The sequence below is a fragment of the Mesorhizobium sp. M8A.F.Ca.ET.181.01.1.1 genome, from assembly GCF_004792025.1.
GTDB lineage: Bacteria > Pseudomonadota > Alphaproteobacteria > Rhizobiales > Rhizobiaceae > Mesorhizobium.
In genome coordinates this window covers 159,029-182,777 of sequence record NZ_SRTV01000007.1, presented here as the reverse complement: position 1 = coordinate 182,777, position 23,749 = coordinate 159,029, and the positions used below count along the sequence as shown (strand labels likewise).

16 protein-coding genes and 1 pseudogene are annotated in these 23,749 nt (G+C 64.1%); 7 read left to right on the top strand and 10 right to left on the bottom strand.

Annotated elements, in window-relative coordinates:
* Positions 1-18 precede the first annotated feature (18 nt).
* On the bottom strand, positions 19-645 hold the full coding sequence (locus tag EN824_RS23970) for a DUF1062 domain-containing protein (protein ID WP_135932758.1): 627 nt from the start codon (positions 643-645) through the stop codon (positions 19-21).
* A gap of 400 nt (positions 646-1,045) precedes the next feature.
* Between EN824_RS23970 and EN824_RS23965 the strand changes: the two genes are divergently transcribed.
* Positions 1,046-1,660 (top strand): LysE family translocator, encoded by a 615-nt coding sequence (locus EN824_RS23965; protein WP_127278719.1) that lies wholly within the window; start codon positions 1,046-1,048, stop codon positions 1,658-1,660.
* A 9-nt stretch (positions 1,661-1,669) separates the two neighbouring features.
* Here the strand turns inward: EN824_RS23965 and EN824_RS23960 are convergent, their stop codons facing one another.
* The 3 genes from EN824_RS23960 to EN824_RS23950 form a co-directional block, all read right to left on the bottom strand.
* Positions 1,670-1,996, bottom strand: a complete 327-nt coding sequence (locus tag EN824_RS23960; protein ID WP_127278718.1) for a YciI family protein — start codon at positions 1,994-1,996, stop codon at positions 1,670-1,672.
* Between the two features lie 198 nt (positions 1,997-2,194).
* Entirely contained in the window at positions 2,195-4,015 is a 1,821-nt protein-coding gene (locus EN824_RS23955; RefSeq protein WP_135932757.1) for an aromatic amino acid ammonia-lyase, read from the bottom strand.
* A 139-nt stretch (positions 4,016-4,154) separates the two neighbouring features.
* Positions 4,155-4,718 (bottom strand): peroxidase-related enzyme, encoded by a 564-nt coding sequence (locus EN824_RS23950; RefSeq protein WP_127278616.1) that lies wholly within the window; start codon positions 4,716-4,718, stop codon positions 4,155-4,157.
* A 137-nt stretch (positions 4,719-4,855) separates the two neighbouring features.
* Between EN824_RS23950 and EN824_RS23945 the strand changes: the two genes are divergently transcribed.
* Positions 4,856-9,643, top strand: coding sequence for an NAD-glutamate dehydrogenase (locus tag EN824_RS23945; protein ID WP_135863325.1), 4,788 nt, complete (start codon positions 4,856-4,858; stop codon positions 9,641-9,643).
* A 274-nt stretch (positions 9,644-9,917) separates the two neighbouring features.
* Positions 9,918-11,297, top strand: coding sequence for an MFS transporter (locus EN824_RS23935; RefSeq protein WP_127278614.1), 1,380 nt, complete (start codon positions 9,918-9,920; stop codon positions 11,295-11,297).
* Positions 11,298-11,341: 44 nt separating this feature from the next.
* Here the strand turns inward: EN824_RS23935 and purH are convergent, their stop codons facing one another.
* The 4 genes from purH to htpX form a co-directional block, all read right to left on the bottom strand.
* Positions 11,342-12,958, bottom strand: coding sequence for a bifunctional phosphoribosylaminoimidazolecarboxamide formyltransferase/IMP cyclohydrolase (purH, locus tag EN824_RS23930; protein ID WP_135932756.1), 1,617 nt, complete (start codon positions 12,956-12,958; stop codon positions 11,342-11,344).
* Positions 12,959-13,063: 105 nt separating this feature from the next.
* Positions 13,064-14,788: a heparinase II/III family protein gene (locus EN824_RS23925; RefSeq protein WP_127280849.1), complete on the bottom strand. Its 1,725-nt coding sequence runs from the start codon at positions 14,786-14,788 to the stop codon at positions 13,064-13,066.
* A gap of 147 nt (positions 14,789-14,935) precedes the next feature.
* Entirely contained in the window at positions 14,936-16,324 is a 1,389-nt protein-coding gene (locus tag EN824_RS23920) for an RsmB/NOP family class I SAM-dependent RNA methyltransferase (RefSeq protein WP_189522216.1), read from the bottom strand.
* On the bottom strand, positions 16,321-17,340 hold the full coding sequence (gene htpX, locus EN824_RS23915; RefSeq protein WP_135932755.1) for a zinc metalloprotease HtpX: 1,020 nt from the start codon (positions 17,338-17,340) through the stop codon (positions 16,321-16,323). Before htpX ends, EN824_RS23920 begins: the two co-directional genes overlap by 4 nt.
* A 105-nt stretch (positions 17,341-17,445) precedes the next feature.
* Here htpX and EN824_RS23910 point away from each other — a divergent pair, with 105 nt between their 5' ends.
* The gene (locus tag EN824_RS23910; RefSeq protein WP_135863315.1) at positions 17,446-17,664 is read left to right on the top strand and encodes a DUF1674 domain-containing protein; all 219 of its coding nucleotides are present in this window, start codon (positions 17,446-17,448) and stop codon (positions 17,662-17,664) included.
* Positions 17,665-17,724: 60 nt separating this feature from the next.
* Here EN824_RS23910 and EN824_RS23905 read toward each other — a convergent pair whose 3' ends face one another.
* On the bottom strand, positions 17,725-18,390 hold the full coding sequence (locus tag EN824_RS23905; protein WP_135932754.1) for an HAD-IA family hydrolase: 666 nt from the start codon (positions 18,388-18,390) through the stop codon (positions 17,725-17,727).
* 165 nt (positions 18,391-18,555) lie between these two features.
* Here EN824_RS23905 and EN824_RS23900 point away from each other — a divergent pair, with 165 nt between their 5' ends.
* From EN824_RS23900 to EN824_RS23890, 3 genes are all read left to right on the top strand, one after another.
* On the top strand, positions 18,556-19,425 hold the full coding sequence (locus EN824_RS23900) for a transglutaminase family protein (RefSeq protein WP_127277740.1): 870 nt from the start codon (positions 18,556-18,558) through the stop codon (positions 19,423-19,425).
* Positions 19,426-19,771: 346 nt separating this feature from the next.
* Positions 19,772-21,250, top strand: a complete 1,479-nt coding sequence (locus tag EN824_RS23895; RefSeq protein WP_135932753.1) for a pilus assembly protein — start codon at positions 19,772-19,774, stop codon at positions 21,248-21,250.
* A gap of 350 nt (positions 21,251-21,600) precedes the next feature.
* The gene (locus EN824_RS23890; protein ID WP_135932752.1) at positions 21,601-22,869 is read left to right on the top strand and encodes a cyclopropane-fatty-acyl-phospholipid synthase family protein; all 1,269 of its coding nucleotides are present in this window, start codon (positions 21,601-21,603) and stop codon (positions 22,867-22,869) included.
* Between the two features lie 22 nt (positions 22,870-22,891).
* On the opposite strand, the pseudogene EN824_RS23885 reads toward EN824_RS23890, so the two are convergent.
* Positions 22,892-23,709 (bottom strand): annotated as a pseudogene (locus EN824_RS23885) (sugar phosphate isomerase/epimerase family protein).
* Between the last annotated feature and the right edge of the window lie 40 nt (positions 23,710-23,749).

The following is a 23,749-nucleotide window of genomic DNA, read 5'->3' as shown; positions in this document are numbered from 1 at the left end:
CGGTGCCTCGCCCCTTTTTCATCCCCCAGCGGCCAGGATGATGGCCTGCCGATCTGGTTCGCTGGCAAGATTGACGCGGATCGTCGTCCCCTCGCGGGCTGGCTTGCGAAGGGCTTTGCTCCCCTCGGGATCAACGGCCAGCAGCCGTCGCTCCTCCAGCGCCTGGAGCCGCGATCGCGAGATGCCGAATTCGCTGGCCAGCAAGCGGTCGAGCCTCAGCGATATCGGCACTTCCAAACCCAGCCGGAGTTCCAGCGCCGTCGCGCCCTGCTTCATCCCGCCGATCACCTGTTTGCGCACGGCGGCATCAGGGAATTCCTCGACGCGCCCAACCTGGTCGCGCAGGGCGACGATGTCGAAGGCATGGCGACGTGCCAACTCCGGATCGTTGCTCTCGAGCGCCGCGAGCAGCGCCGGCTCGATGTCACGGCGGTTGCAGCGTTCGAAAATGCCGAAATTCCAGGAATTGTCGCAGTCGGCGCAACGATAGATCAGCCAGACGTCGATGCGCTTGCCATTGGCGTTGACGCGGAATTTCCCGCTGCAGCGATAGGCTTTCACGCCGCCGCAGCGATTGCAGTTGATCAATGGGCGCGGTGCGATTTCAGGCGCGATCGTCCAGTGGATGCGCAGGATAGAAGACATGCCGGTAAGTCCTTCCCGTCGGGAAGTTCATCCGGTCGGCGATGTCGAGATGCCCGTGCGGGCGCGGCGTGGCGGGTGGCTGCGGAGATCGTGAAGTCAGGTGTCGCTGGGCGAAAAGCGCGCGACAGCGGTTCAGCAGTGCCAAACCGGTCTCGAACCGCCGCCCAGAGGAACACATGAAAAATGAAACAGGCACTGCTGATGCGGCGCCATGCAGGTGTGTCGGGGGAGTTGACGAGACCGGCGGTTACTGAGGCAAAGTGAAGCTCGAAATTGTTTCGCGGCGGCCCTTCTAGCGGCGTGACGCCGCGCGGACAAGCGTCATTTTGTCGGCGCTACCGCAGCTCGATCGCTTGCGCTAGTGTCAGGCTTCAAAGGTTGCCAGACAGAGACCCTCGCCATGCACCTCACCTCGCTCCTGATCTTCGCCGCCGCCTTGTTCGTGGCCGCCGGTTCGCCCGGTCCATCGATCGCGGCGCTCGTCGCACGCGTCATTTCGAAGGGCTTTCGCGACGTGTTCCCGTTCCTGCTTGCCATGTGGATCGGCGAAGGCATCTGGCTTTCGCTGGCGGTGTTCGGGCTTGCCGTGGTGGCGCAGACCTTCCATCTCGCTTTCGTCGCGGTGAAATGGGCTGGCGTCGCCTATCTCGCCTACCTCGCCTGGAAGATGTGGACGGCGCCCGTCGATGCCAAGGAGGGCGAGATGCCGCGTGAAGACTCGCCGGCGAAGCTTTTCTTCGCCGGCATGGCTGTCACGCTCGGCAATCCCAAGATCATGATGTTCTACCTGGCGCTGTTGCCGACCATCATCGACCTCGCTTCGGTCAGTCTCGTCGGCTGGGTCGAACTGACGGCGACCATGGCGGTGGTGCTGATCGCCATCGATCTCGCCTGGGTGCTCGCCGCCTCGCAGGCGCGCAAACTGCTCAGGAGCAAGCGCGCCATGAAGATCGCCAACCGCGTCAGCGCCACGACGATGGCCGGTGCCGCGGCGGCCATCGCGGCGCGCTCTTGAGGCGACCCGTCAGCCCATCATGTTGATGATGGGGGCGATCTCGACGTTGCAGTTTGGCATGGCCAGCATCGGGCAGCCCTTGGCCTTCTCGGCGGCTTCGTCGATATCCCTGGCCTCGATGATCGAGTAGCCGCCGGTCGGGTTGCTGCCGCCATTGTTTTCGACCTTGCCGCCGGGCAGCACCGTCTTCGACATGCCGACAGGATTGCCGCGCTCGACCACGGCCGAGCCGAGTTTTCCGAACCAGTCGGTCCAGGCGTCGGTCATCGCCTTTCGCTCGGAGTCGCTCGTCGGCATCTTGCCGGAGCCGTGATAGACGTAGAGAAACTTCGCCATGTTCTCCTCCCTTGATGAGCGGCATCGAACCGGCATGCGGTCATGCCGCATGCCGATCATCGGACCAAAATGACGAGTGGGCAACGAAAATACGCAATCGCTAATATTCGTGCTGCCGCGAGGTGATCGCCTTGCGCCCTCCTGCCATTCTGAAGGGTGGCGCGCCGGCTCCTGGAATACCGCCTTGCGGCAAGCTCATCAGTTGGGCAGAACGCCGGCCGCCGGAAGTGAAGCACTCTTCGGGGCCAGCGGCCCGCCGGAATAGAATTTCGAAGCCGGGTTCTCCTGCATGAAATCGTAGCCGACCATGCCGAGCGGCCGCTTTTGCCGTTCCGATGCCGCCTGATGCCAGGGGATTACCTGGCGCAGCGCCTCGAGTGCCGCGGTTGGCGCTGCGCCGAATTTCCGCTGCGGGTTCTGCGCCTTGCGGATTTCCATCCAATAGCTTGCCGTCAACAGGTCCTGCGCCAGCAGGTGGAACGACACGTCGACCGCCTCACGGGCGCGTTGCGTCTTGATGCGGGTTTGCGCTTCCAGGTCCTCGACGGTGGCGACGATCGCTTGGCCATTCGGCGTCACCGGGGTGCCGAGGTCGGCCAGCTCCTGCCAGAGATCGGTCGGCAGATAGCCGTCGAAGGTCGGGATGTCCTTGCGCTCTTCGGGCTTCAGCACATCGGCCGGCTTGACCACGGTGAAGAAGGGGTTGCGGAAGCGCTCGATGCGCTGCGCCACCGCGACGCCAAGATTGGTCAGCGAGATGGTGAAAGCCTCGACCTGATTGGCCATGGGATAGGGATCCCAGTTGGCGTTGGAGAAGATATAGCCGGACTTGCCGTTACTCAGCGGCCCGCCCTTGATGTAATATTTCATGAATTGCGGCGTGCTCAGCTCCGGCGAGCTCTGCGGCGTCAGGCCCGGCAGGATGGCCGGATTGTGATCCGACGAATTGATCGAAAGCAGCACGGATTGGCGCAGATCCGCCCAGGCATGCCAGGCCGAGCCCTGGCGCTGGCTGGAGGCGCGCATGCTTTCCGGGTCCTGGATGATGCGGGCCGGATCCTCGTCGAAGAGATAGCTGCCCTTGATCATGTCCATGATCCTCGCCGCGTCCCATGTCAGCCACGGGTAAGGCCGCATGGATTGCACCGGCACCGATATCGGCGTCACGCTGGAGTTCATGCCGTTGAGCCCCATGGCGTAGCTGAGGTCGGTCCATTCCAGCAGTTTTCGCGCGTCCTCGAGCAAGAGCACGGCTTGCGCCTGGGCATAGGCATTGGTGCTGATCAGCGCGGCCTGGTCGGCGGCGAAGGGTTCGAGCGGCTTCAGGCCGGCCTGGGAGAGGGCCTGGGAGGCGGGCATGCGTGTGCCGTTGAAATAGGCCTCGCCCTCGCCGACCATCGTCGCGCCGATATTGCCGAGTGTCGCGAGGTCGCCTTCGCCGAGCGTGCCGCGCGATTGCACCACCGGCGTCACCCGCTTGTTCAGCATGTCGACAAGCATATGCGTCAGCTGCGGGCTGGCGGCTTCGTAGGACATGGTGTTGGCGCGGATCGCCATGATCGCGCGCACCAGCGCTTCTTCCTGCAGTTCCGGCCCGTAGCCTCTGTTGACCCCGCCCTTGAAGCGGGCGAGCTGCTGCTCCTTGAGGAGCTTGCTGTTTTCCGGCGTCGTCGGATCGCCGGAGAAGATCACCGTTTCGCGCTGATCGCCGGCGCCACGGTTGAACCAGTAGATCGTGATACCTTCGGCCGCACCCTCGAGCAGCAGGCCATAGGCATCCGCCGAGCGCTGCAGCGCTTCCGGGCTAAGCTCGACCTTGGCGCCGTTGCGGGCGATGTCGATGACCTGATCGATAGTCAGGTCATGCCCGGTCAACGTTACTGTCTTGGCTGCCGCGGTCTCGAAAATGGGCTGATAGGTGGTCGCTGCCTCGAAGGCATGAGCGGGTGGGGTGGCGAGCGCCAGTGTCATGGTCAGGGCGCAGAGAAAAATCCGGGGTTGGGCAATTCGCTCAAGCATAAGGGCTCCTATTCTCGAAGCGTTAGCCTCGGGCACGAAGTTTCACCCCTCGGAAATTTTGTTTCCCGGAAAACTAACTGGCTGCATTCGCCTGTCAACGCTTGATGAGAGCAGGACTGACGGTGCAGCCCGCGTGGCCCTATCGCGCCATGGCGTGGTATTCGTCGTTGGGCCGCATGTCGATTGCCGCCGCGACGCGGTTCGACATGTTGAAGAAGGCCGCGGTCGAGGCGATGTCCCAGATGTCGCGGTCGCTGAAGCCTGCCTGGCGCAGCGCCGCGCGGTCGGCCTCGACGATCCTGGCCGGTTCTTCGGTCAGCTTGACGGCGAATTCGAGCATCGCCGTTTGCTTCGGCGAAAGGTCGGCGGCGCGGAAATTCATCACCATCGTCTCGCCAAGCAAGGGGTCGCCCGAGAGCTGGCGCACCGCCGCGCCATGCGCGGTCAGGCAATAGTAGCAGTGGTTGATGGAGGAGACGGCGACCGCGATCATCTCGCGTTCCAGTTTCGACAGGCCGGATTCGCCCAGCATCAAATCATTGTACATGTCGGTGAAGGCGCGCAGCTTCTTGTCGTCGAAGGCATAGGCCCTGAGGACGTTGGGGACGAGGCCGAGCTTCTCCTCGCATTTGGCGAAATAGGCTTTTGTAGGTTCGCTCGGCTCTGCCGGGGCCAGGTCAAGCGCGGTGATTTTGCCTGTCATGGATCATTTCTCCTCGTCACGCGATGGCCTGCCGCCGAATTCCGATAATTCTTGGCAAGCCGTCAAACCTTTGTCGCCAAACAGCGGTCATCTGCTACCATAGTCGCAAAAGCATGCGACGGGAGGGAAGAAGCGTCATGGCCAGCGTGAAGTCCGCAGCTAAGTCGAAGAAGAAGGCAACGGCGGCGAAGACGGAGGACAGACCGGCCAGGCTTGCCGACTATCTGCTCGCCCGCGCGCCGGCTGAGGATATCGCCGCCTATGACGTGGCCGACCTCGAACGCGCCGCCGATCTCGCCGGCAAGGCGGTCGCCGGCCACAAAAAGGGTGAGTGCGTCGTCGCCGTCGAAGCCGATTCGGGCGTCGTTCGCGAAGGCCGCCCGGTGACGGTCATCACGGTCGTCAACGACAACATGCCGTTCCTGTTCGATTCCATCCTCGGCGAAGTCACGGAGACATCAGGGGGACCGACCCTGGTCACCCATCCGGTGATCACGGTTCGCCATGGCAAAACGGGTGTGGACGAAATCCTCGGCGATGGCAATTTCGCCAAGGACGACGGCAGCCACGACCGGCTGAGCGTGATCCATGTGCACATTCCCCGGTTGACGTCAGCACAGGCAAATGGCTTGACCGAGCGGTTGCGCAAGATGCTTGGCCAGGTCCACGCCGCGGTCAACGACTGGCGGCCGATGCTCGCCCGGCTCGATCAGGCCATCTCCGAATTCCGCTATTCTGCGGTGCCGCTCGACAAGAAGAGCGTCGCCGAGGCCATAGCCTTCCTGGAGTGGCTGCGCGACGACAATTTCACCTTCCTCGGCATGCGTGAATTCAAGTACATCGGCGGCGAGGAAAGCGGCAATCTGGAGCGCTCCGAAAAACCCGGCCTCGGCATCCTGACCGACCCGGACGTGCTGGTGCTGAGGCGCGGCACCGAGGCAGTGACGACGACACCGGAAATCCGCGCGTTCCTGCACGGACCGGAGCCGCTGATCGTCACCAAGGCCAATGCCAAGTCCTTGGTGCACCGGCGCATCTATCTCGACTATATCGGCGTCAAAACCTACACCGCCAAGGGCACGTTGGCGGGCGAACTGCGCATCGTCGGCCTGTTCACCTCGACCGCCTACACGCGCTCGGTGATGAAGATCCCGTATCTCAGGTCCAAGGCCGAAACCATTATCGCCAAGTCGGGTTTCGACCGCCACGATCACTCCGGCAAGGCGCTGATCAACGTGCTGGAAAGCTATCCGCGTGACGAGCTGTTCCAGGTGCCGGTGCCGATCCTGCGCAAGCATGCCGCTGCCATTCTCGGGCTGATCGAGCGGCCGCGCGTGCGGGCGCTGGTGCGTGCCGACCAGTTCGATCGTTTCGTGTCGATCCTCGTCTTCGTGCCGCGCGACCGCTACGACAGCGTCGTGCGCGAGAAGATCGGCGCCTATCTGAAAACCGTATTCGAGGGCCGGCTGTCGGCCTATTATCCGGCCTTCCCCGAAGGCGGGCTGGCGCGTGTGCACTTCATCATCGGCCGGTCCGGCGGCAAGACGCCGAAGGTCGAGCAGGCTACGATCGAGGCGGCGATCCGCGACATCGTGCGCACCTGGGAAGATGCGCTTGCCGATGCGGCCGAAGCCGACGGCAGCGACCCGGCGTTGAAAGCCATCGCCGCGCGGCTGCCGGAAAGCTACCGGGATTCGTTCAGCGCGGCGGTGGCGCTGGCCGATGCCGGGCGCATCGCCAAGATCAGCGCCAGCAATCCGATCGCCATCGACTATTACCGCCATACCGGGCAGAAACCGCAGCAGGCGGCGCTGAAAATCTATCACCATGGCAGTCCGGTGGCGTTGTCGCGGCGCGTTCCGGTGCTGGAGAACATCGGCTTCCGCGTCATCAGCGAGCGGACTTTCGCAGTCGGCGACCAAGCCTCCGGGATGGTCTTCATCCACGACATGGAGCTGGAGAACAGCTACGGCGCGCGAATAGACCTCGCCGACGGCGGCGCGCTGTTCGAGGACGCGTTCCTGTCGGTGTGGCGCGGCGACGTCGACAATGACGGCTATAACGGCCTTGCGCAAACCGCCGGCCTGTGGTCGGGCGAGATTACCATCCTGCGGGCCTATGGCCGCTATTTGCAGCAGGTCGGCATTCCGCAGAGCCAGGATTTCATCGCCGCCGCCCTCAACCGCTATCCCGAAATCGCGCGCGGCCTGCATGACCTGTTCATCGCCCGCCTCGGCCCGACGGCGGAAACGGAAGGCGTGGTGGCGGCCAAGCACCTCAAGGCCAAGATCAAGGATGCGCTCGAAGATGTCCCCAACATCGACGACGACACGATCATACGGCGCTACCTGAACCTGATCGAAGCCTCGCTGCGCACCAATCATTTCGTTGCCGATACGAAAGAGAAAGGCCAGTCGCTGGCGATCAAGCTCGAGTCGCAAGCGGTCGAGGGATTGCCGGCGCCGCGGCCATGGCGGGAAATCTTCGTCTACGGTTCCGAGGTCGAAGGCCTGCATCTGCGCTTCGGCCCGGTCGCACGCGGCGGCCTGCGCTGGTCGGACCGCGCCCAGGACTACCGCACCGAAGTGCTCGGCCTGGTCAAGGCGCAGCAGGTCAAGAACGCCGTCATCGTGCCGGTCGGTGCCAAGGGCGGCTTCTATCCCAAGAAACTGCCGATGAGCGCCGGACGCGACGCCATCTTCGAGGCCGGCACCTCCGCCTACAAGAACTTCGTCTCCAGCCTTTTGTCGATCACCGACAATATCGGGCTGGACGGTGTCATTCCGCCGGCCGGTGTCGTGCGCCGCGACCAGGACGATCCCTATTTCGTCGTCGCCGCCGACAAGGGCACGGCAACCTTCTCCGACACCGCCAACGCCATCTCGGAAAAGCATGGCTTCTGGCTCGATGATGCCTTCGCCAGCGGCGGTTCGGCCGGCTACGACCACAAGAAGATGGGCATCACCGCCAAGGGCGCCTGGGAAGCGGTCAAGCGGCATTTCCGCGAGATGAACCGCGACATCCAGACCTCGCCCTTCACCGTCGTCGGTGTCGGCGACATGTCGGGCGACGTGTTCGGCAACGGCATGCTGTTGTCGCCGAAGACGCGGCTGATCGCAGCCTTCGACCATCGCGACATCTTCATCGATCCCGATCCTGACATGGCTGCCTCGATGGCCGAGCGCGAGCGGATGTTCGCGTTGCCGCGTTCGAGCTGGCAGGACTATGACAAGACCAAGCTGTCGGAAGGCGGCGTCATCGTCTCGCGCAGCCAGAAGTCGATCACCTTGCCGGCTGCCGCGGCGGCCGCGATCGGCCTCGCCAAGACGACCGCCACGCCGGTCGAGATCATGACCGCCATCCTCAAGGCGCCCGTCGATCTCCTGTGGTTCGGCGGCATCGGCACCTATCTCAGGGCATCGACCGAAACCAATGCCGAAGTCGGCGACCGCGCCAATGATGCCATCCGCATCACGGCGCTCGACGTGCGTGCCAAGGTGATCGGCGAGGGCGCCAATCTCGGCGTCACGCAGCGGGCACGCATCGAGTTCGGCATGAATGGCGGCCGCTGCAATTCCGACGCCATCGACAATTCGGGCGGCGTCAACTGCTCCGACGTCGAGGTCAACATCAAGATCGCGCTGGCGTCGGCCATGCGCAAGGGATCATTGACGCGACCGGCGCGCAACAAGCTGCTGGCCGAAATGACCGACGAGGTCGGCGGCCTGGTGCTGTCCAACAACTACCAGCAGACGCTGGCGCTTTCGATCGCCCGCAAGCGCGGCCTCGCCGACATCGCGCATCAAAGCCGCTTCATGACCGCGCTGGAGGCGCGTGGCCTGCTCGACCGCGTGGTCGAGACGCTGCCGTCGCCGGCGGCCCTTGCCGAGCGCGAGGCGCGCGGCGAGCCGCTGACCCGGGCCGAACTCGGCGTGCTGCTCGCCTATGCCAAGATCGTGCTGTTTTCCGACATCGTCGCCAGCGACGTGCCGGATGATGCGCATTTCGACCGCGACCTGATGGGCTATTTCCCGGACCGGATGGCGAAGAAATACGCTTCCGAGATTCATGGCCACCGGCTGCGCCGCGAGATCATCGCCCGAGTCGTCGCCAACGATCTGGTCAATCGCGGCGGCCCATCCTTCGTCAACCGGCTGCAGGAAGCGACGGGGCGCACCGCCGCCGACGTGGTGCGCACCTTTGCCGTGGTGCGCGACGGCTTTGCGCTGCCGGCGCTCTATCGCGAGATCGACGCGCTCGATAACCAGATCGACGGCCAGGTGCAGCTCGATCTCTACCAGATGGTGAGCCGGCTTATCTATATGAGCAGCGGCTGGTATCTGAAAAACGATGCCGGCACGGCATCGCTTGGCCAACGCATCGCCGAGTTACAGGATGCACGCAAGGCGCTGGAGCCCAAACTGGTATCGCTGCTGCCGGCTTTTTCGCGCGAGCGGATCGAGGAGAAGCGGCACGGGCTGTTCAAGGCGGGCGCTCCGGAAAAGCTCGCCGAGCAGCTGGCGATGAGCGAGGCGGCGGAGCTCATTCCCGACATCGCGCTGACGGCGCGCACCTCCGGTGCCGATATCGTCGCGGCCGCCAAGGCGTTCTTCGCCGTCAGCGATGCCTTCCGCATCCCACGCGTCGAGGATGCGGCGCGCTCGATCACGCCATCGGACTATTATGATCAACTCGCTCTGTCCCGCGCCACCGACACGATCGGCGCGGCGCGGCGCGGCATCGCGGTGGCCGCGCTCACCGGCCATGCCAAGGCCGCGGATCCGGTGGCGGCCTGGCTCGAAGCGGGCGGCGAGCGGGTGGCGCGCATCCGCGAACGGCTGCAGGCGTTGACCGAAGGCGGCGACATCACCGTGTCGCGGCTGTCGGTCGCGTCGGGGCTGATGAGCGATTTGACGGGGATGTGAGCATCTCCGAAACGCCGGCGCCGCCCCTCATTGCCCTGCCGGGCATTTCTCCCCGCATAGTGACGGGGAGAAAGGGCTGGCCGCGGCCTCGGCGCCTTCTTTTGGGACGCTGGTGATTGGCGAAATCCGCAGTGACGGCGCCCCTCTCCCCGTCTCTATACGGGGAGAGGATGCCGAAAGGCAGGTGAGGGGCGGCACGAACATTTGCCAGTTTGCATGCCCATGAAAAACATGCAGACATGACGCCCGACGCGGGCGGGCCGGGGGAATCAGCATGGCGGCGGTAGAGACAGTGCAGCGGGCGTCGGGGCGCGGCATCTGGGGGTGGATGTTCTTCGACTGGGCGGCGCAGCCGTTCTTCACCGTCGTCACCACCTTCATTTTCGGACCGTATTTCGTCTCGCGCATGGCGAGCGACCCGACCGCCGGACAGGCGGCCTGGGGTTATGGTATCGCCGCGGCGGGGCTGGTCATCGCGATCCTGTCGCCCATCCTCGGTTCGATCGCCGACCAGACCGGGCCGCGCAAGCCGTGGATCGCCTTCTTCGCGACGATCAAGATCGTCAGCCTCACCCTGCTGTGGTTCGCCGCGCCCGGTTCGAACCTGTTCCTGGTCGTGCTGTTGTTCTCGCTGGCTTCGGTGGCGGCCGAGTTCTCGACCGTGTTCAACGATTCCATGATGCCGCGCCTGGTGCCGAAGGCCGAGATCGGCAGGATCTCCAACATGGCCTGGGGACTTGGCTATCTCGGCGGTATGATCGCGCTGATCTTCGTCGTCCTGTTCCTGGCAGGCAATCTGGAGACCGGCAAGACGCTTATCGGCATCGACCCGCTGTTCGGGCTCGATCCGAAGCTTGGCGAGGACGCGCGCTTCACCGGACCGATGTCGGCCGGCTGGTATTTCCTGTTCATCCTGCCGATGTTTTTCTTCACGCCCGACGCCGTCAAGGGCATCCCGATCGGGCCGGCGGTGCGCGAGGGCCTGTCGGAACTCAAGTCGACACTCGCCGAAGTGCGCAACCGCAGCGGCATCCTGCGCTTCCTCGCGGCGCGGATGATCTATCAGGACGGCGTCAACGCGCTGCTGGCGCTGGGCGGCACGTTCGCGGCCGGCATGTTCCACTGGTCGATCACCGAGATCGGCCTGTTCGGCATCATCCTCAACGTCGTCGCCATCTTCGGCTGCTGGATCGCGGCGCGGCTCGATACCGCGCTCGGCTCGAAGCACGTCGTGATGGTTGCGCTGGTCATGCTTTCGGTCGCCACCGTCGGCGTCGTCTCGACCGGACCGGGCTTCACACTGCTCGGCCTTATACCGCTGTCGACCGCCGATTCAGGCGGGCTGTTCGGCACCGCCGCGGAAAAGGCATACATCATGTATGGCCTTTTGATCGGCCTCGCCTTCGGTCCGGTGCAGGCCTCGTCGCGCTCCTACATGGCGCGCAGCGTCACCGCCGCCGAATCCGGGCGCTATTTCGGCATCTACGCGCTGGCCGGGCGGGCCACCAGCTTCCTGGCGCCGTTCATGGTGGCGACCATCACCACGCTCAGCGATTCGCCACGGCTCGGCATGGCCGCGATCATCCTGTTCCTCGGCATCGGCATGGCGATCCTGGTTGGAACGCCATATCCGGCGGATCGGCCGGTTGAGTAGCAGCGCCACTTCCTTCTCCCACAAGGGGAGAAGGATGGGGGTGCTCAATGCCGGAAATGCCGCACGCCCGTGAACACCATGGCGATGCCATGTTCATCCGCGGCGGCGATGACGTCGTCGTCGCGCATCGAACCGCCCGGCTGGATCACGGCCGTGGCACCGGCCTCGATGGCCGACAGCAGGCCGTCGGCGAAGGGGAAGAAGGCGTCCGAAGCGACCACCGAGCCCCTGGTCAGCGGCTCAGTCACCCCGGCGGCCTCCGCCGCGTCGAGCGCCTTGCGGGCGGCGATGCGTGAGGAATCGACGCGGCTCATCTGGCCGGCGCCGATGCCGACGGTGGCGCCGTCCCTGGCATAGACGATGGCGTTCGACTTGACGTGCTTGGCGACGCGGAAGGCGAATTTGAGGTCGGCCATTTCGGCCGGCGTCGGCGCGCGCTTCGTCACCACCCTCAGTTCGAGGTCGTCGACCACGGCGTTGTCGCGGCCCTGGACGAGCAGGCCGCCGGAAACCGACTTGACCGTGGTGCCGGCCGCGCGCGGATCGGGCAGGCCGCCGGTGACCAGCAGGCGCAAATTCTTCTTGGCGGCGATGATTGCCGCGGCCTCGTCGGTGGCGTCGGGCGCGATGATCACCTCGGTGAAGGTTTTCACGATTTCCTGCGCCGCCTCGGCGTCGAGGGTGCGGTTCAAGGCGACGATGCCGCCGAAGGCCGAGACCGGGTCGCAGGCGAGCGCCTTGGCGTAGGCCGCCTTCAGCGACGCGCCCTCTGCGACGCCGCAGGGATTGGCGTGCTTGATGATGGCGACGGCGGCCGAGCGGTTGGGGTCGAACTCGCCGGCCAGTTCGAAGGCGGCGTCGGTGTCGTTGATGTTGTTGTAGGATAGCTGCTTGCCTTGCAGCTGCCGCGCCGTGGCGACGCCCGGCCGCTTGTCGCCATTGACATAGAAGCCGGCGCCCTGATGCGGGTTCTCGCCATAGCGCATGACTTCGGCCAGCCTGCCGCCGAAGGCGCGCCAGGTCGGATGCTCGATCTCCAGCGCCTCGGCGAACCAGCCCGAGATTGCCGCGTCATAGGTGGCGGTGCGGGCGAAGGCCTTGGCCGCCAGCTTCTTGCGGAAATCCAGCGACAGCGAGCCGATGTTCATCTCCAGCGCGTTGAGCACCGCGGCGTAGTCGCCGGGATCGGTGACGATGGCGACGTAAGCGTGGTTCTTGGCCGAGGCGCGGATCATCGCCGGGCCGCCAATGTCGATATTCTCGACGATCGCCGCGTAGTCGGCGCCGGAGCGGCGGACTTCCTCGAAGGGATAAAGATTGGAGACGACGAGATCGATCGGCTCGATGCCATATTTGCGCATCGCCAATGCATGCTCGGGATCATCGCGCACGCCTAGCAGCGCGCCGTGCACCGACGGGTGCAGCGTCTTGACGCGGCCGTCCATGATCTCGGGAAAGCCGGTGAGCTCGGAGACGTCGCGTACCACCATGCCGGCCTCGGCGATCGCTTTTGCCGTGCCGCCAGTGGAGACCAGCTCGACGCCGGCCGCGGCCAGCGCCCTGGCAAAGTCGAGCATGCCGGTCTTGTCGAAGACAGACAGCAGCGCGCGGCGGACCGGAACGAGGTCGGGGGCGGGAATGTTCTTGGCAGGAACGGCCATGGGCTGGCGGCCTTTCAAGTCTGGAGGAGCAAGCCCGCGCCGTAGCACATGAGGCCCGGAAATCAAGCGTTCGCTTTTTCACGGCATGCCATTGCCGCCGCAAGCTCAGTTGTTTTCGGGATAACCGGTGATCTTTGTCCGCGTCAGCTGCCAATGGACTTCGGCAATTTCGGACGCCCTGAAAGCGAGCACGATCTGGCGGCTGCGGCGTGGACCGCCCAGACCGGCGAAATAGATCGATTCCTCCACCTCGGGCATCACTTCGCTGGAGGTGAACACCCAGGTGTCGGCCTGATCGGCGGTCAGGATCAGCCGCTCCTGTTCGTCCTGCAGCAGATTGATGTCCGGATGGATGTGAAAACGCACGGTGATGAAATCGCGGCCGTTGTTGCGGACCGCGGCGTTGCCGGGTCGCTGGAACCGGTCCCGGCCCGCCAGCACATTGCCGTCCGAGGAGAGTTTCAGTTCACGCTCATGCAGGAAGCCGAAACGCTGGAGATAGCCATCATGACGGGCGATGAAGCCGTGGACGCCCTTCTGGTCGATGCGTTTGCACTGCACTTGCTGCGGGCCGCCGATTAGCGGTGAACCCAACTGGTCGTTGACCCGCAGCGCATGGGTGAAACGCGCCGAAGACGTGTCGTTGATGGTGGCTGTCGAATGCGCGGCGGTGGCGCGGGCCAGCGGCCTGAACTCGGCGGCGCCGTAGGTGTCGATGCCGGCATTGACGATGTAATGCTGGCGCCCGGACGACAGTTCGAAGGCGAGGCAGCCGGCATGGGCTGCATTGGACACGTCGACCGGCGGCGGCAGGCCGGTATCGGCGATGACCGTGGTGCCACCGATCGCCAGCCGCTCATAGCCCGAATGCGGCGCATGCAGCAGCGGCGAGCCGGCAGTGTCGTCGTGGCGCAGGATGGTGGCGATGCGGTCATGGATGGTGGCGCCCATGCCGTTGAAGCGGGCGAGGCTGCCATCCTGATGGCGGAAGAAGCGCAGCGCCGGCAGCATGCGGTCGATGGCGCCGATCAGCGCCTGCGGCGGCGCTTCGGCCTGGTTGGCATAGGTCTGCCGCAGCGGCAGAAGGTCGGCGAGGATTTCCAGCACCACCATCGGATTGCGCGAGACATGGCCGCCGTCGGCAAGAATCTGGCGATTGAGTTCTTCGGCGAGGTTGCGGGTGGCGCTGCGCAGCGCCGAGGCCGGCGCCGGCAGGGACAGTGCGGCGAATGCCAGCGCGATGCGAGCGCGTAGCCGGTCCTTGCCGTCGGGCATTTCGCGCGCCATGGACTTGAGATAGCGGATCTGCATCGCCAGCGATTTCAGGAAGGCCCGGTAGAAGGGAAATTCGGCGCCCTGCAGCACGACGGAAGAATGCTGCAGCCAGGCGATGATGCGTTTGGCCGTCGTGCCTGGCTCCCAGGCAATGCCCGAAATATGGCTGCCATGCATGGTGATCCAGTCGGAAACGAGCGCGCGGGCGTTTGCCGCGGCCAGCTCCGTGCCGGCGGCGCGCATGTGGCGCAGCCAGCGGAAGCCATGCAGGGTCTTCTGCCAACCGTGATTGGGGACATTGATCTGGAAAGGGGATTTGCCGCCGGTCTCGACCAGATGGCCAGACAGGGGATAGCGGCCGTAATAGATCTCGAGTGCGATCTGCGGATCGGCGAGGCGCAGGTCAGGCGGCGCGATCAGGACGCGTTCGGGCGTGCGGCCGGAATAGCGCCAGCGATAGACCGGCCCGGCACGCAGGCGCCGGCGCGTCTTGCGCCAGAACTCCTTCGCGACCAGCGTCCACAGACGCGTCGTGTTGCCGGCAGCAAGTGCCAAAAGCCCTCCTGGTCGTCCTCTACCCCGGCCCAAGTTTACATGATTGAACGTAGCGTGCGAAGGCGAATTCCTGGCAACGGGTCCAGTTAACCCGGTCTTAACCCTGGCTCGTCCTAAAAAAGTCAACAAATCCGGGCGGTTACACGCTTAGCCGGCGCGGCGCATACGCGCGGCGAAGAAGCCGTCCAGACCGGAGCGCTCCGGCGCGCCGAGGTCGAGATCGGCGGGCGTGGTGCGCAGCGTGCCTTGCTGCGTCAGGAACGAATCGATGCCGGCGATCTCGCCCTGATGCAGCGGATCGTCAATGACCGTAGCCGCGTCCTTGAGGAAGGAACGATGCAGTTCTTCACCTTCGAGCGGGTCGAGCGAACAATTGGAAAAGACGATCCGGCCGCCGGGCCTGACCAGCGTGACGGCGCGGGCGAGCAGCCTGCGCTGCAGGTCGGCGAGTTTTTCGACGTCCGCCGCCGTCTTGGTCCACGGCACGTCGGGATGCCGCCGCACCGTGCCGGTCGAGGAACATGGTGCGTCGAGGAGCACGGCGTCGAACAACGCCGCCGGCTCGTATTTGAGCAGGTCGGCCTGGACGATTTCGGCGGACAGTCCGAGGCGGTCGAGGTTCTGCTCCAGCCGCGCAAGCCGGTTCTTCGAGGTATCGACGGCGGTGACCCTGGCGCCGGCCAGGATCAGCTGAGCTGTCTTGCCGCCGGGCGCGGCGCAGAGATCGGCGATGCGCAATCCGCCGACATCGCCGAACAGTCTTGCCGGCAAGCTGGCGGCCGCATCCTGGACCCACCAGGCGCCTTCGGCGAAGCCAGGCAGTTCGGTGACAGGGCCGGCAAGCTTCTCCACGCGCACCGTGCCGGTTGGCAGGACTATGCCGCCGAGCTTTTCGGCCCAGAGTTCGGCATCGGCCTTGACCGAGAAGTCGACCGGCGCCTCGTGGCGATGGGCGGCCAGGATCTGCCCAGCCTTCTCGGCGCCGTAGGCCGCCTTCAGCCGGTCGGAAAACCATTTCGGCGCTTCGTCGGTGGCGGCAAGCACTGCCGGAAGTTCGGCCTCCTTGGCGCGCGCGAGCGTGCGCAGCACGCCGTTGACCAGGCCGGAAAAACGCTGCGTGCGGGGGTCGGACTTGGCGTGCGTCACGGCGAGGTCGACGGCCGCGCTGTCGGGAATGTCGAGGAACAGGATCTGGGCCGCCGCCACATGCAGTATGTGCGACAAGGCGGTCGCGTTGGGCGGCAGCGGCTTTTCCAGGCGCCGCGCCAGCAATCCCGATATGGTCATGCGGTAACGCAGCGCGGTGACCAGTATGGCGCGCACAAGGCCACGGTCGCGCAAATCGAGCGCCTTGTATTGCGGATGGCCGTTCTCGTGGTCGGTCAGGCCATCAAGCGGCGTGCGGGCGTCGATGACGGCGGCCAGCAGCCGCGCCGCCGCCTTGCGCGCGGCAAGGCCGGCAACGAACTCGCCGCCGGCATTGTGTTCCTGATCGCCTGAAACCGTGCGTCGAGGTGCTCTGCCCGCCACGCTCACGACCACCGGCCCTTGGGTCCGGTCGGGTTGCGGCCCCACGGATTGGATTTCGGGCTGGCCGGTTCGGCCTGTTGTTCCGGTTCGGCCGGCTTGCCCCACGGTCCGGCCGCCTGCGGCTCGTCCGCCCGCGGCGGCGTCTGTGTCTGGCGCTGCGTGGCCCGCGCAGCGCCATCGCCCATTTCGCGCGCCATCGCCTGCAGCGCGGCGATGCGGTTGTCGGTGCTCGGATGGGTGGAGAACAGACTGTCCATGCGCTCGCCATGCAGGGGGTTGATGATGAAGAGATGCGCCATTGCCGGATTGCGCTCGGCGTCGGGGTTGGGAATGCGTTCGGCCCCGCGGGCGATCTTGTCAAGCGCGGAGGCCAGCCACAGCGGGTGTCCACAGATTTCGGCGCCGCGCCGGTCGGCCTCATATTCGCGGGTGCGGCTGACCGCCATCTGCACGATCATGGCCGCGAAGGGCGCCACGATCATCGCCGCCAGCACGCCGACAAAGCCGAACGGATTGTTTTCGCGGTTGCCGCCGAGGAAAAAGGCGAAATTGCCGAGCATCGAGATGGCACCGGCAAAGGTGGCGACGATGGCCATGGTCAGCGTGTCGCGGTGCTGGACGTGGGCGAGCTCATGCGCCATCACGGCGGCGACCTCTTCGTGGGTCAGCCGCTGCAACAGGCCCGTCGAGGCGGCCACCGCCGCGTTCTGCGGGTTGCGGCCGGTGGCAAAGGCATTCGGCTGCGGATTGTCGATCAGATAGGTTTTCGGCATCGGCAGCCCGGCCTGCTTGGCCAGTGCCTGGACGATGGCGTAATATTCCGGCGCGTTCTTCTCGTCGACCTCGACGGCGCGGTTCATCGACAGCACCATCTTGTCGGCGTTCCAATAGCTGAACAGATTGGTACCGGCGGCGACCACCAGCGCGACCATCATGCCGCCCGAGCCGCCGATCAAAAAGCCGACGCCCATGAACAGCGCCGTCATGGCGGCGAGAAGCATGGCGGTGCGAATGGTGTTCATCGTCTGCTCCTGTCGCGATGGTGGTGAAAAAGGGTCGATCCTTGCGAGGTCATCGCTATATGATGGGAAACGCCTGTTCCTGTTTCAATCCGCGGGAAATATCGCATGAACGACGAAACCAGTAAAACGCACGCCGGCGATGGCAATGCGCCGCGGAAAGATTTGACGCCAGCCGCCCGCCGGGCGCTGGCGGAAGCAGACGCACGACGCACCGACTATCTCGCGCAGGAAGCCGCCCTGCCGAAAGAGATCGGTGGCCGTGGCGGCAAGGAGCCCGGCCGCTATGGCGACTGGGAGATCAAAGGCCTGACCAGCGACTTTTAGAGTGTGTCGATATTCAGCTGAGGCCGGCCGGCGTATCTCGCCATAGCTGGTGCGCCCAGACTAAGCGGCACTGCGCTGGGGCTCGAGCGCCAGCCAGCCTTGCTCGTCGACCGTGAGGCCGACGATGTCATAGGCCGATATCGCGGCATGCGGGGTCTGCAGCGCGTGCTCGTGCGTGGCGTTGATCACCATGACCGAAGCGCCCGCCGCCTCGGCCGCCGCAATGCCGGCCGGCGCATCCTCGAACACCAGACAATCGCGCGCGTCGAAGCCAAGCCGTCTCGCGCCGAGCTGGAAGCAATCGGGCGCCGGCTTGCCGCGGGAAACATCCTCCGCCGCGACGAGGACCGCTGGGACAGGAATGCCGGCGACCTTCATGCGTGCAAGCGCCAGCGAGCGTGGCGCCGAGGTTACGATCGCCCAGCGCTCCGGTGGCAGCGAATTGAGGAACGCAACGGCGCCGGCGATCTGGAGAATGCCATCCAGATCGGCCGCTTCCGCCTTCAGGAGCAGGTCGGCTTCGTGCGTCGGATCGACGCCCGGGAGCGCCAGGGCGGTGATGGTCTCGATCGCCCGCACGCCATGGATGGTCGGCAGGAAGGCGGCGACGTCGAGGCCGTGACGTCGTGCCCAATCACTCCATACCCGCTCCGCCGAGGCGATGGAATTGATGAGCGTGCCGTCCATGTCAAAGAGAAAGGCGGCGAATTTCTTGCCTGGGTACATGATTTTCCTTGGATTGCGGGGTGTGCCTTGGGGAAGAGCGCAACCGTATCTTCCAGGCGCCGGCATGGAAAGGCGCGAAAACGCCTTTTCGGACGGTCCAGGGAACCACCATCCCCCAACCGCGTTTCAGCCACACTATCTCCATGACCATCGAAGGGGGACGCGATGCTGATACGGCTCGGCTACGAAATCGCCATTGAATGCACAGAGCCGACGCCGGTGATTTCGCTGCTCGAGATTCACCGGGACAGGCAGGCCGATATCAAGCGGCAGACGCGGGTGCTGACGTCGCCTTCGGTGCCGACTCGGCTCTACCATGACCTGCACGGCAATGCCTGCCGCCGCTTCACTGCCCCCGCCGGCGGCTTTCGCATCCTCTACGACGCGGTGATCGAGGACAGCGGCGAGACGGACGAGATCAATACGCTGGCCAGGGAAATGCCGGTCGCCGAATTGCCCGACGAGGTGCTCGGCTATCTCCTCGGCAGCCGCTATTGCGAGACAGATCATTTGAGCAATCTCGCCTGGCAGCTTTTCGGCCATCTTCCCTCCGGCTGGGCGCGCGTACAGGCAATCGTCGATTATGTCCACAACCGGCTGTCTTTCGGCTACGGCTATGCGCGTTCGACTCGCACCGCCGCGCAGGCGCACGAGGAACGTGTCGGAGTGTGCCGCGACTTCGCCCATCTGGCGATCACGCTTTGCCGTTGCATGAACATTCCGGCGCGCTACGTGAACGGCTATCTCGGCGACATCGGCGTGCCGGCCGATCCGGCGCCGATGGATTTCTCAGCCTGGATGGAAGCATTCCTCGACGGCAAGTGGTACACGTTCGATCCGCGCCATAACCGGCCCAGAATTGGTCGCGTCGTCATCGCGCGCGGCCGCGATGCCACCGACGTTCCCTTGCTGCACAGTTTCGGCCCGCACCGGCTTACCTTGTTCAAGGTATGGACCTACGAGCAGGAAGGCAGGCTGTTCAATCCACCCCACCACGGTATCGACAGGACGGCCAGCGCACAGATGCTGGCCTAGGCATGTCGATATTCGGATGAGGCGGCCTGCAATTGCCTCACCTGAATCTCAACACAGCTGTCCTGGTACAGTTGACCCGTTGCGGCACAGAGACGCTGTTCCGCAACAAGACGTCGCCGCACACCCCACGAGGTCTTTGGTCTCGCATGGTAAGCGTCCGGTAAACGCGCGCGCGAATACAGTCCGACGTTTACCGGTCATTCACCTTCCTGCGCTGTGAAAATCCAACAAAAACAATGTTCTGCTGGCGAACTCCTGGTCTGCGGTCCGATCGCCGCGTCATCCGGCTGGAATCCTGCACTGCCCTGTCCGCGGCGACGAGGCCGAGGCAAGCGGAGGCTGTTGGATGCGGAATTACGGGGGTCTTGTTCACGCGGTCGGCGGGTTGGCCAGGGATCGCGGTGGAAATTTCGCGGTCCTGTTCGGCTTTGCCGCCTCGGTCTTGGCGCTGGTCGCGGGCTTTTCGGTCAATGTGACCCAGCTCTACAATGCCAAATCGAGCCTGCAGGGCGTGGTCGATGCGGCTGTAACATCGACGGCGCGTGACCTGACCACCGGTGCCATCAAGGAAGCCGACGCCAACAAATCCGTGCAGGCTTTTCTGGAAGCCAACAGCACGGCGGGCATGCTGCACGCCGGCCAGATCGTGCTCGACAAGCTGATCGTCGACAGGACCGCCAATACGGTCCAGGCGGATGCCCACGTCGATGTCGGCCTCTATTTCCCGTTGTTCAGCACCGGTGCCATGCAGCGCGTCGGCGCTTCCACCACAGCGCTCTATTCCGACAAGCAGATAGAGGTGGCCATGATGCTCGACATAACGGGATCGATGGCCAAACGGGGCAACGTCAACAAGATCGGCGACCTGAAAGCAGCTGCGCGAAATGCCGTCCAGACGATGCTCGAGAACCAGGACTCGAAGAACCCCCGCGTTCGTGTCGCGATTGTGCCTTATGCATCTGGCGTGAACGCCGGCAAACTGGCGGAGAACGTCTATGCCGAAAAGCAAGGGAGTTCTGAACTGCCACCCGTCGCCGGCAGTTCGCTTCTGGTTGCCAAGACGGGCAAAAATCTGCTGCCGTCCTTCAGCGACTACATCTCCATTGTTGGTGCGGCCATGCCGCGCCCGGATAATTGCGCTACGGAGCGCAAGAACAAAAACGGCGACGCGGATTTGAGCGCCGACGGCCCAGACACTGTTCGCACAGACAGGAACGGCAAGAAATATTATGCCCTGGTCAATCGGGATGATCATCTCGGCGGCGAAGGAATGAACAGGTGTCCTGACGCGCAAGTGATCCCGCTGACCGCGGATTCCGATGCATTGCTTGATTCGATCGACGACTTCCGGGCCGGTGGTTATACAGCCGGCGCAATCGCCATTCAGTGGACCTATTATATGCTGTCGCCGCAATGGCGCAGCGCGATCAAGAATGCCGGCCTCGGCAACGGCGCTTCGAATGCCAATGGAAAGAAGATTGCAAAGGTCGCAATCCTGATGACCGATGGCCAGTTCAATACGGCCTTCGCGGGTGCCGCCGGGAGCTACAACGGCCAGGGTAACCTTGCGCGCGGCAATGCTGAAACGCTGTGCGGCAACATGAAAAATGACGGCATCGAGATTTTCACCATCGGCTTCGACCTGAACGATAAGGACATGTCGGCAACCGAGCGGGACCAGGCAAAGGCGGTGCTAAAGGATTGTTCGTCGAAAGACGCCTCCGCCACCGAGAAACATTATTTCGAGGTGTCCACCGGAAGTGAATTGGACGATGCCTTTCAGGAAATCATCCGCAACACCGAAAAGGTCATACTGACCCAATAATCCGCGAAACGGAAAAGGCCGCCGCTTCTTTCGAAGCCGGCGGCCTTCCGTGTTTCCGTCCATGGCGCGGCTCAATGGCGGTGACCCGCCGCGCATCTCGCGCCTTAACGGGAAGACTGCTTCCCGAAAGTGCAATCCGCTGAGGCCACGTTCTGGAAAACGAAATCACTCGACATCGGATCACCTCCTTTCAGTTCGTTGAACACACCTTCATGATGGGGTGCGTTGCAGCAAATGACAAGTGCCCTGCTGAAAAAGGCGTCCTTGCCGGAAGATGGCGCCGCATGCTCCGGCTTGCGATCCAGGTCTTAAACGGACAAGATTGAGCCATCGACCGCGGGGGGAAGGACATGGACGCCACCGAAAGAGCGGCGCGCATCGTTAGAACGGTAGTCGAGGCGGTGAAACCCAGCTTCGCGGTCAGGCTGTGGACAGGTGAGCGGATCGGCCCTGCCACCGGCCCCGTGCTGATCATCAACGACCACGACATTGTCTGGCAGATCGTTCGCCGACCGTCCCTGTCGACCCTTATCGAGATGTGGATTTCCAAGGCAGTCGACATCGAAGACGGATCGCTGTTCGATTTCTATGCCCTGCCTTCGACGGGCAAGCTGCGGCCGAAGCTGAAGACTTTGCCGAAACGGGCGCTTCTGCGTGACTTGCCGGCGGTGTTGTTTTCGAGAAAGCAGATGACGTCGCGGGTAGATCTCGCCGGTCGCAACCCGTTCGTCAGCGGCTCCAGCAAGGAGGCGATCCAGCATCACTATGATATCTCGAATGCCTTCTATGGGCTCTTTCTCGACGAGCGCATGGTCTATAGCTGCGGGTATTTCCAGGATTTCGCAAACGGCATCGACGAGGCGCAGGTCGACAAGCTCGACCATATCTGCCGCAAGCTTCGGCTGAAACCCGGTGAAAGATTGCTCGATATCGGCTGCGGCTGGGGCGCGATGCTGATCCACGCCGCGAAAAATTATGGTGTCGTCGGACACGGCGTTTCGCTGTCGCAAGCCCAGACCTCGCTAGCCCGCGAGCGCATTCGCGCCGAGGGTCTGGGGGACAAGATCACCATCGAGATAAAGTCCTACGCGGAGCTGACCGGCACCTTCGACAAGATATCGTCCATCGGTATGTTCGAACATCTAGGCCTGGCAAACCATGCGGCCTACTTCTCCGCCGTCCACCGGCTGCTGAAGCCGGGCGGCATCTATCTGCATCACGCCATCACAAGGCGCAGCAAGGGCGACATCAAGAAGACCCTGCGCAAGGGGCCGGAATACAAGGCACTGATCAAATACATCTTCCCGGGTGGCGAGCTGGACACGATCGGCATGACGCTCGGCAATCTCGAAGCACACGGCTTCCTCGTCTACGATGTCGAGAATTTGCGCGAGCACTATGCCCGCACCTGCAGGCTGTGGGCCGAGCGTCTGCAGGCGCGGTTCGGCGAGGCGATCGCCGAGGTCGGCGAAGCCAAGGCGCGGCTGTGGCTGCTTTACCTGAGCGGTTGCTCCATCACCTTCGAACGCGCCTCGGCTCAGATATTCCAGACCGTCGCCACAAAGCGCGCGCGGGGTCCAAGTGGCTTGCCGCCGACGCGGGCGGATCTCTACCGGTAGCGCGGCGCGCCGAGCTCGGGCCCTATTCGGCGATGCCGAGCGAGGCGATATAGGCCGCCGAAGCCGGTATCCGGGACTTGTCCCTGATCTCGATGATGAGGCGCGGATTGCTTTCGAGCCTGGCGAGCGCGGCAAAGACAGAACGCCATTGGATCGTGCCTTCGCCGAGGCTCCAATGACGATCGGCGTAGCCGTCGGCATCCTGCAGATGGACATGCTGCAGGCGGTTGCCGGCGGCGTGCACAAAGTAGTCCACCGGTGGAGCGCCGGTCGAGCCATGGGCATAGTAGGCGTGGCCGGTGTCGATGGAGACCGCGACCGCGGGCGACTTGAAGCTGTCGGCCAAGGCCACGCGGATGTGCGGATCCTTGTCCTCAATGTTTTCGAGCACCATGGTGCAGCCGATGTCTTCGGCCCGCTTGACGGCGTCGCGCAGTGTCAGGTGGCAGTACTCGGTGATTTTTTCGCGCTCGCCGGGATTGTTGTCGAGGTTGTTGTAGGACCAGGTCGTGTAGGGCTATGGACGACCATGTGCGTCGCGCCGACGGCGGCGCAGACATCGAGACCTTGCAGCAGGCGTTTGCTGACGACGCCGCGGATATCGGGGTCCTGCGAGGCGATGGTGAAGCCCCAGAAAGGTCCGTGAATCCCGAGCCGCCCCTTGTGGCCGTCGAGAAGCTTTCTGGCGCGGGCGGCGAGCGGTGCCCAGTCGCCGTTAAGAACGCTGGCCTCGGCGAAGCTTTGCAATTCGAGGTCACGCTGCCTTTCGAAAAGCCAGTCGCGGTGGATCTCAAGGTCGTCCAGGGTCATGGCCGCGCCAAGGATGGGCAGGGAAGTCATAGGCACTCCGATTGGTGGGATCTGAAATTGGTGGACGACG

Bases quoted from the DNA above. Each gene is read 5' to 3' on its own strand.
- EN824_RS23945 (WP_135863325.1), top strand. From the start codon at position 4,856: ATGGCCAGCGTGAAGTCCGCAGCTAAGTCGAAGAAGAAGGCAACGGCG.
- EN824_RS23890 (WP_135932752.1), top strand. From the start codon at position 21,601: ATGGACGCCACCGAAAGAGCGGCGCGCATCGTTAGAACGGTAGTCGAG.
- EN824_RS23895 (WP_135932753.1), top strand. From the start codon at position 19,772: ATGCGGAATTACGGGGGTCTTGTTCACGCGGTCGGCGGGTTGGCCAGG.
- EN824_RS23900 (WP_127277740.1), top strand. From the start codon at position 18,556: ATGCTGATACGGCTCGGCTACGAAATCGCCATTGAATGCACAGAGCCG.
- EN824_RS23960 (WP_127278718.1), bottom strand. From the start codon at position 1,996: ATGGCGAAGTTTCTCTACGTCTATCACGGCTCCGGCAAGATGCCGACG.
- EN824_RS23955 (WP_135932757.1), bottom strand. From the start codon at position 4,015: ATGCTTGAGCGAATTGCCCAACCCCGGATTTTTCTCTGCGCCCTGACC.
- EN824_RS23905 (WP_135932754.1), bottom strand. From the start codon at position 18,390: ATGTACCCAGGCAAGAAATTCGCCGCCTTTCTCTTTGACATGGACGGC.
- htpX (WP_135932755.1), bottom strand. From the start codon at position 17,340: ATGAACACCATTCGCACCGCCATGCTTCTCGCCGCCATGACGGCGCTG.
- EN824_RS23965 (WP_127278719.1), top strand. From the start codon at position 1,046: ATGCACCTCACCTCGCTCCTGATCTTCGCCGCCGCCTTGTTCGTGGCC.
- EN824_RS23970 (WP_135932758.1), bottom strand. From the start codon at position 645: ATGTCTTCTATCCTGCGCATCCACTGGACGATCGCGCCTGAAATCGCA.
- EN824_RS23950 (WP_127278616.1), bottom strand. From the start codon at position 4,718: ATGACAGGCAAAATCACCGCGCTTGACCTGGCCCCGGCAGAGCCGAGC.
- purH (WP_135932756.1), bottom strand. From the start codon at position 12,958: ATGGCCGTTCCTGCCAAGAACATTCCCGCCCCCGACCTCGTTCCGGTC.
- EN824_RS23910 (WP_135863315.1), top strand. From the start codon at position 17,446: ATGAACGACGAAACCAGTAAAACGCACGCCGGCGATGGCAATGCGCCG.
- EN824_RS23935 (WP_127278614.1), top strand. From the start codon at position 9,918: ATGGCGGCGGTAGAGACAGTGCAGCGGGCGTCGGGGCGCGGCATCTGG.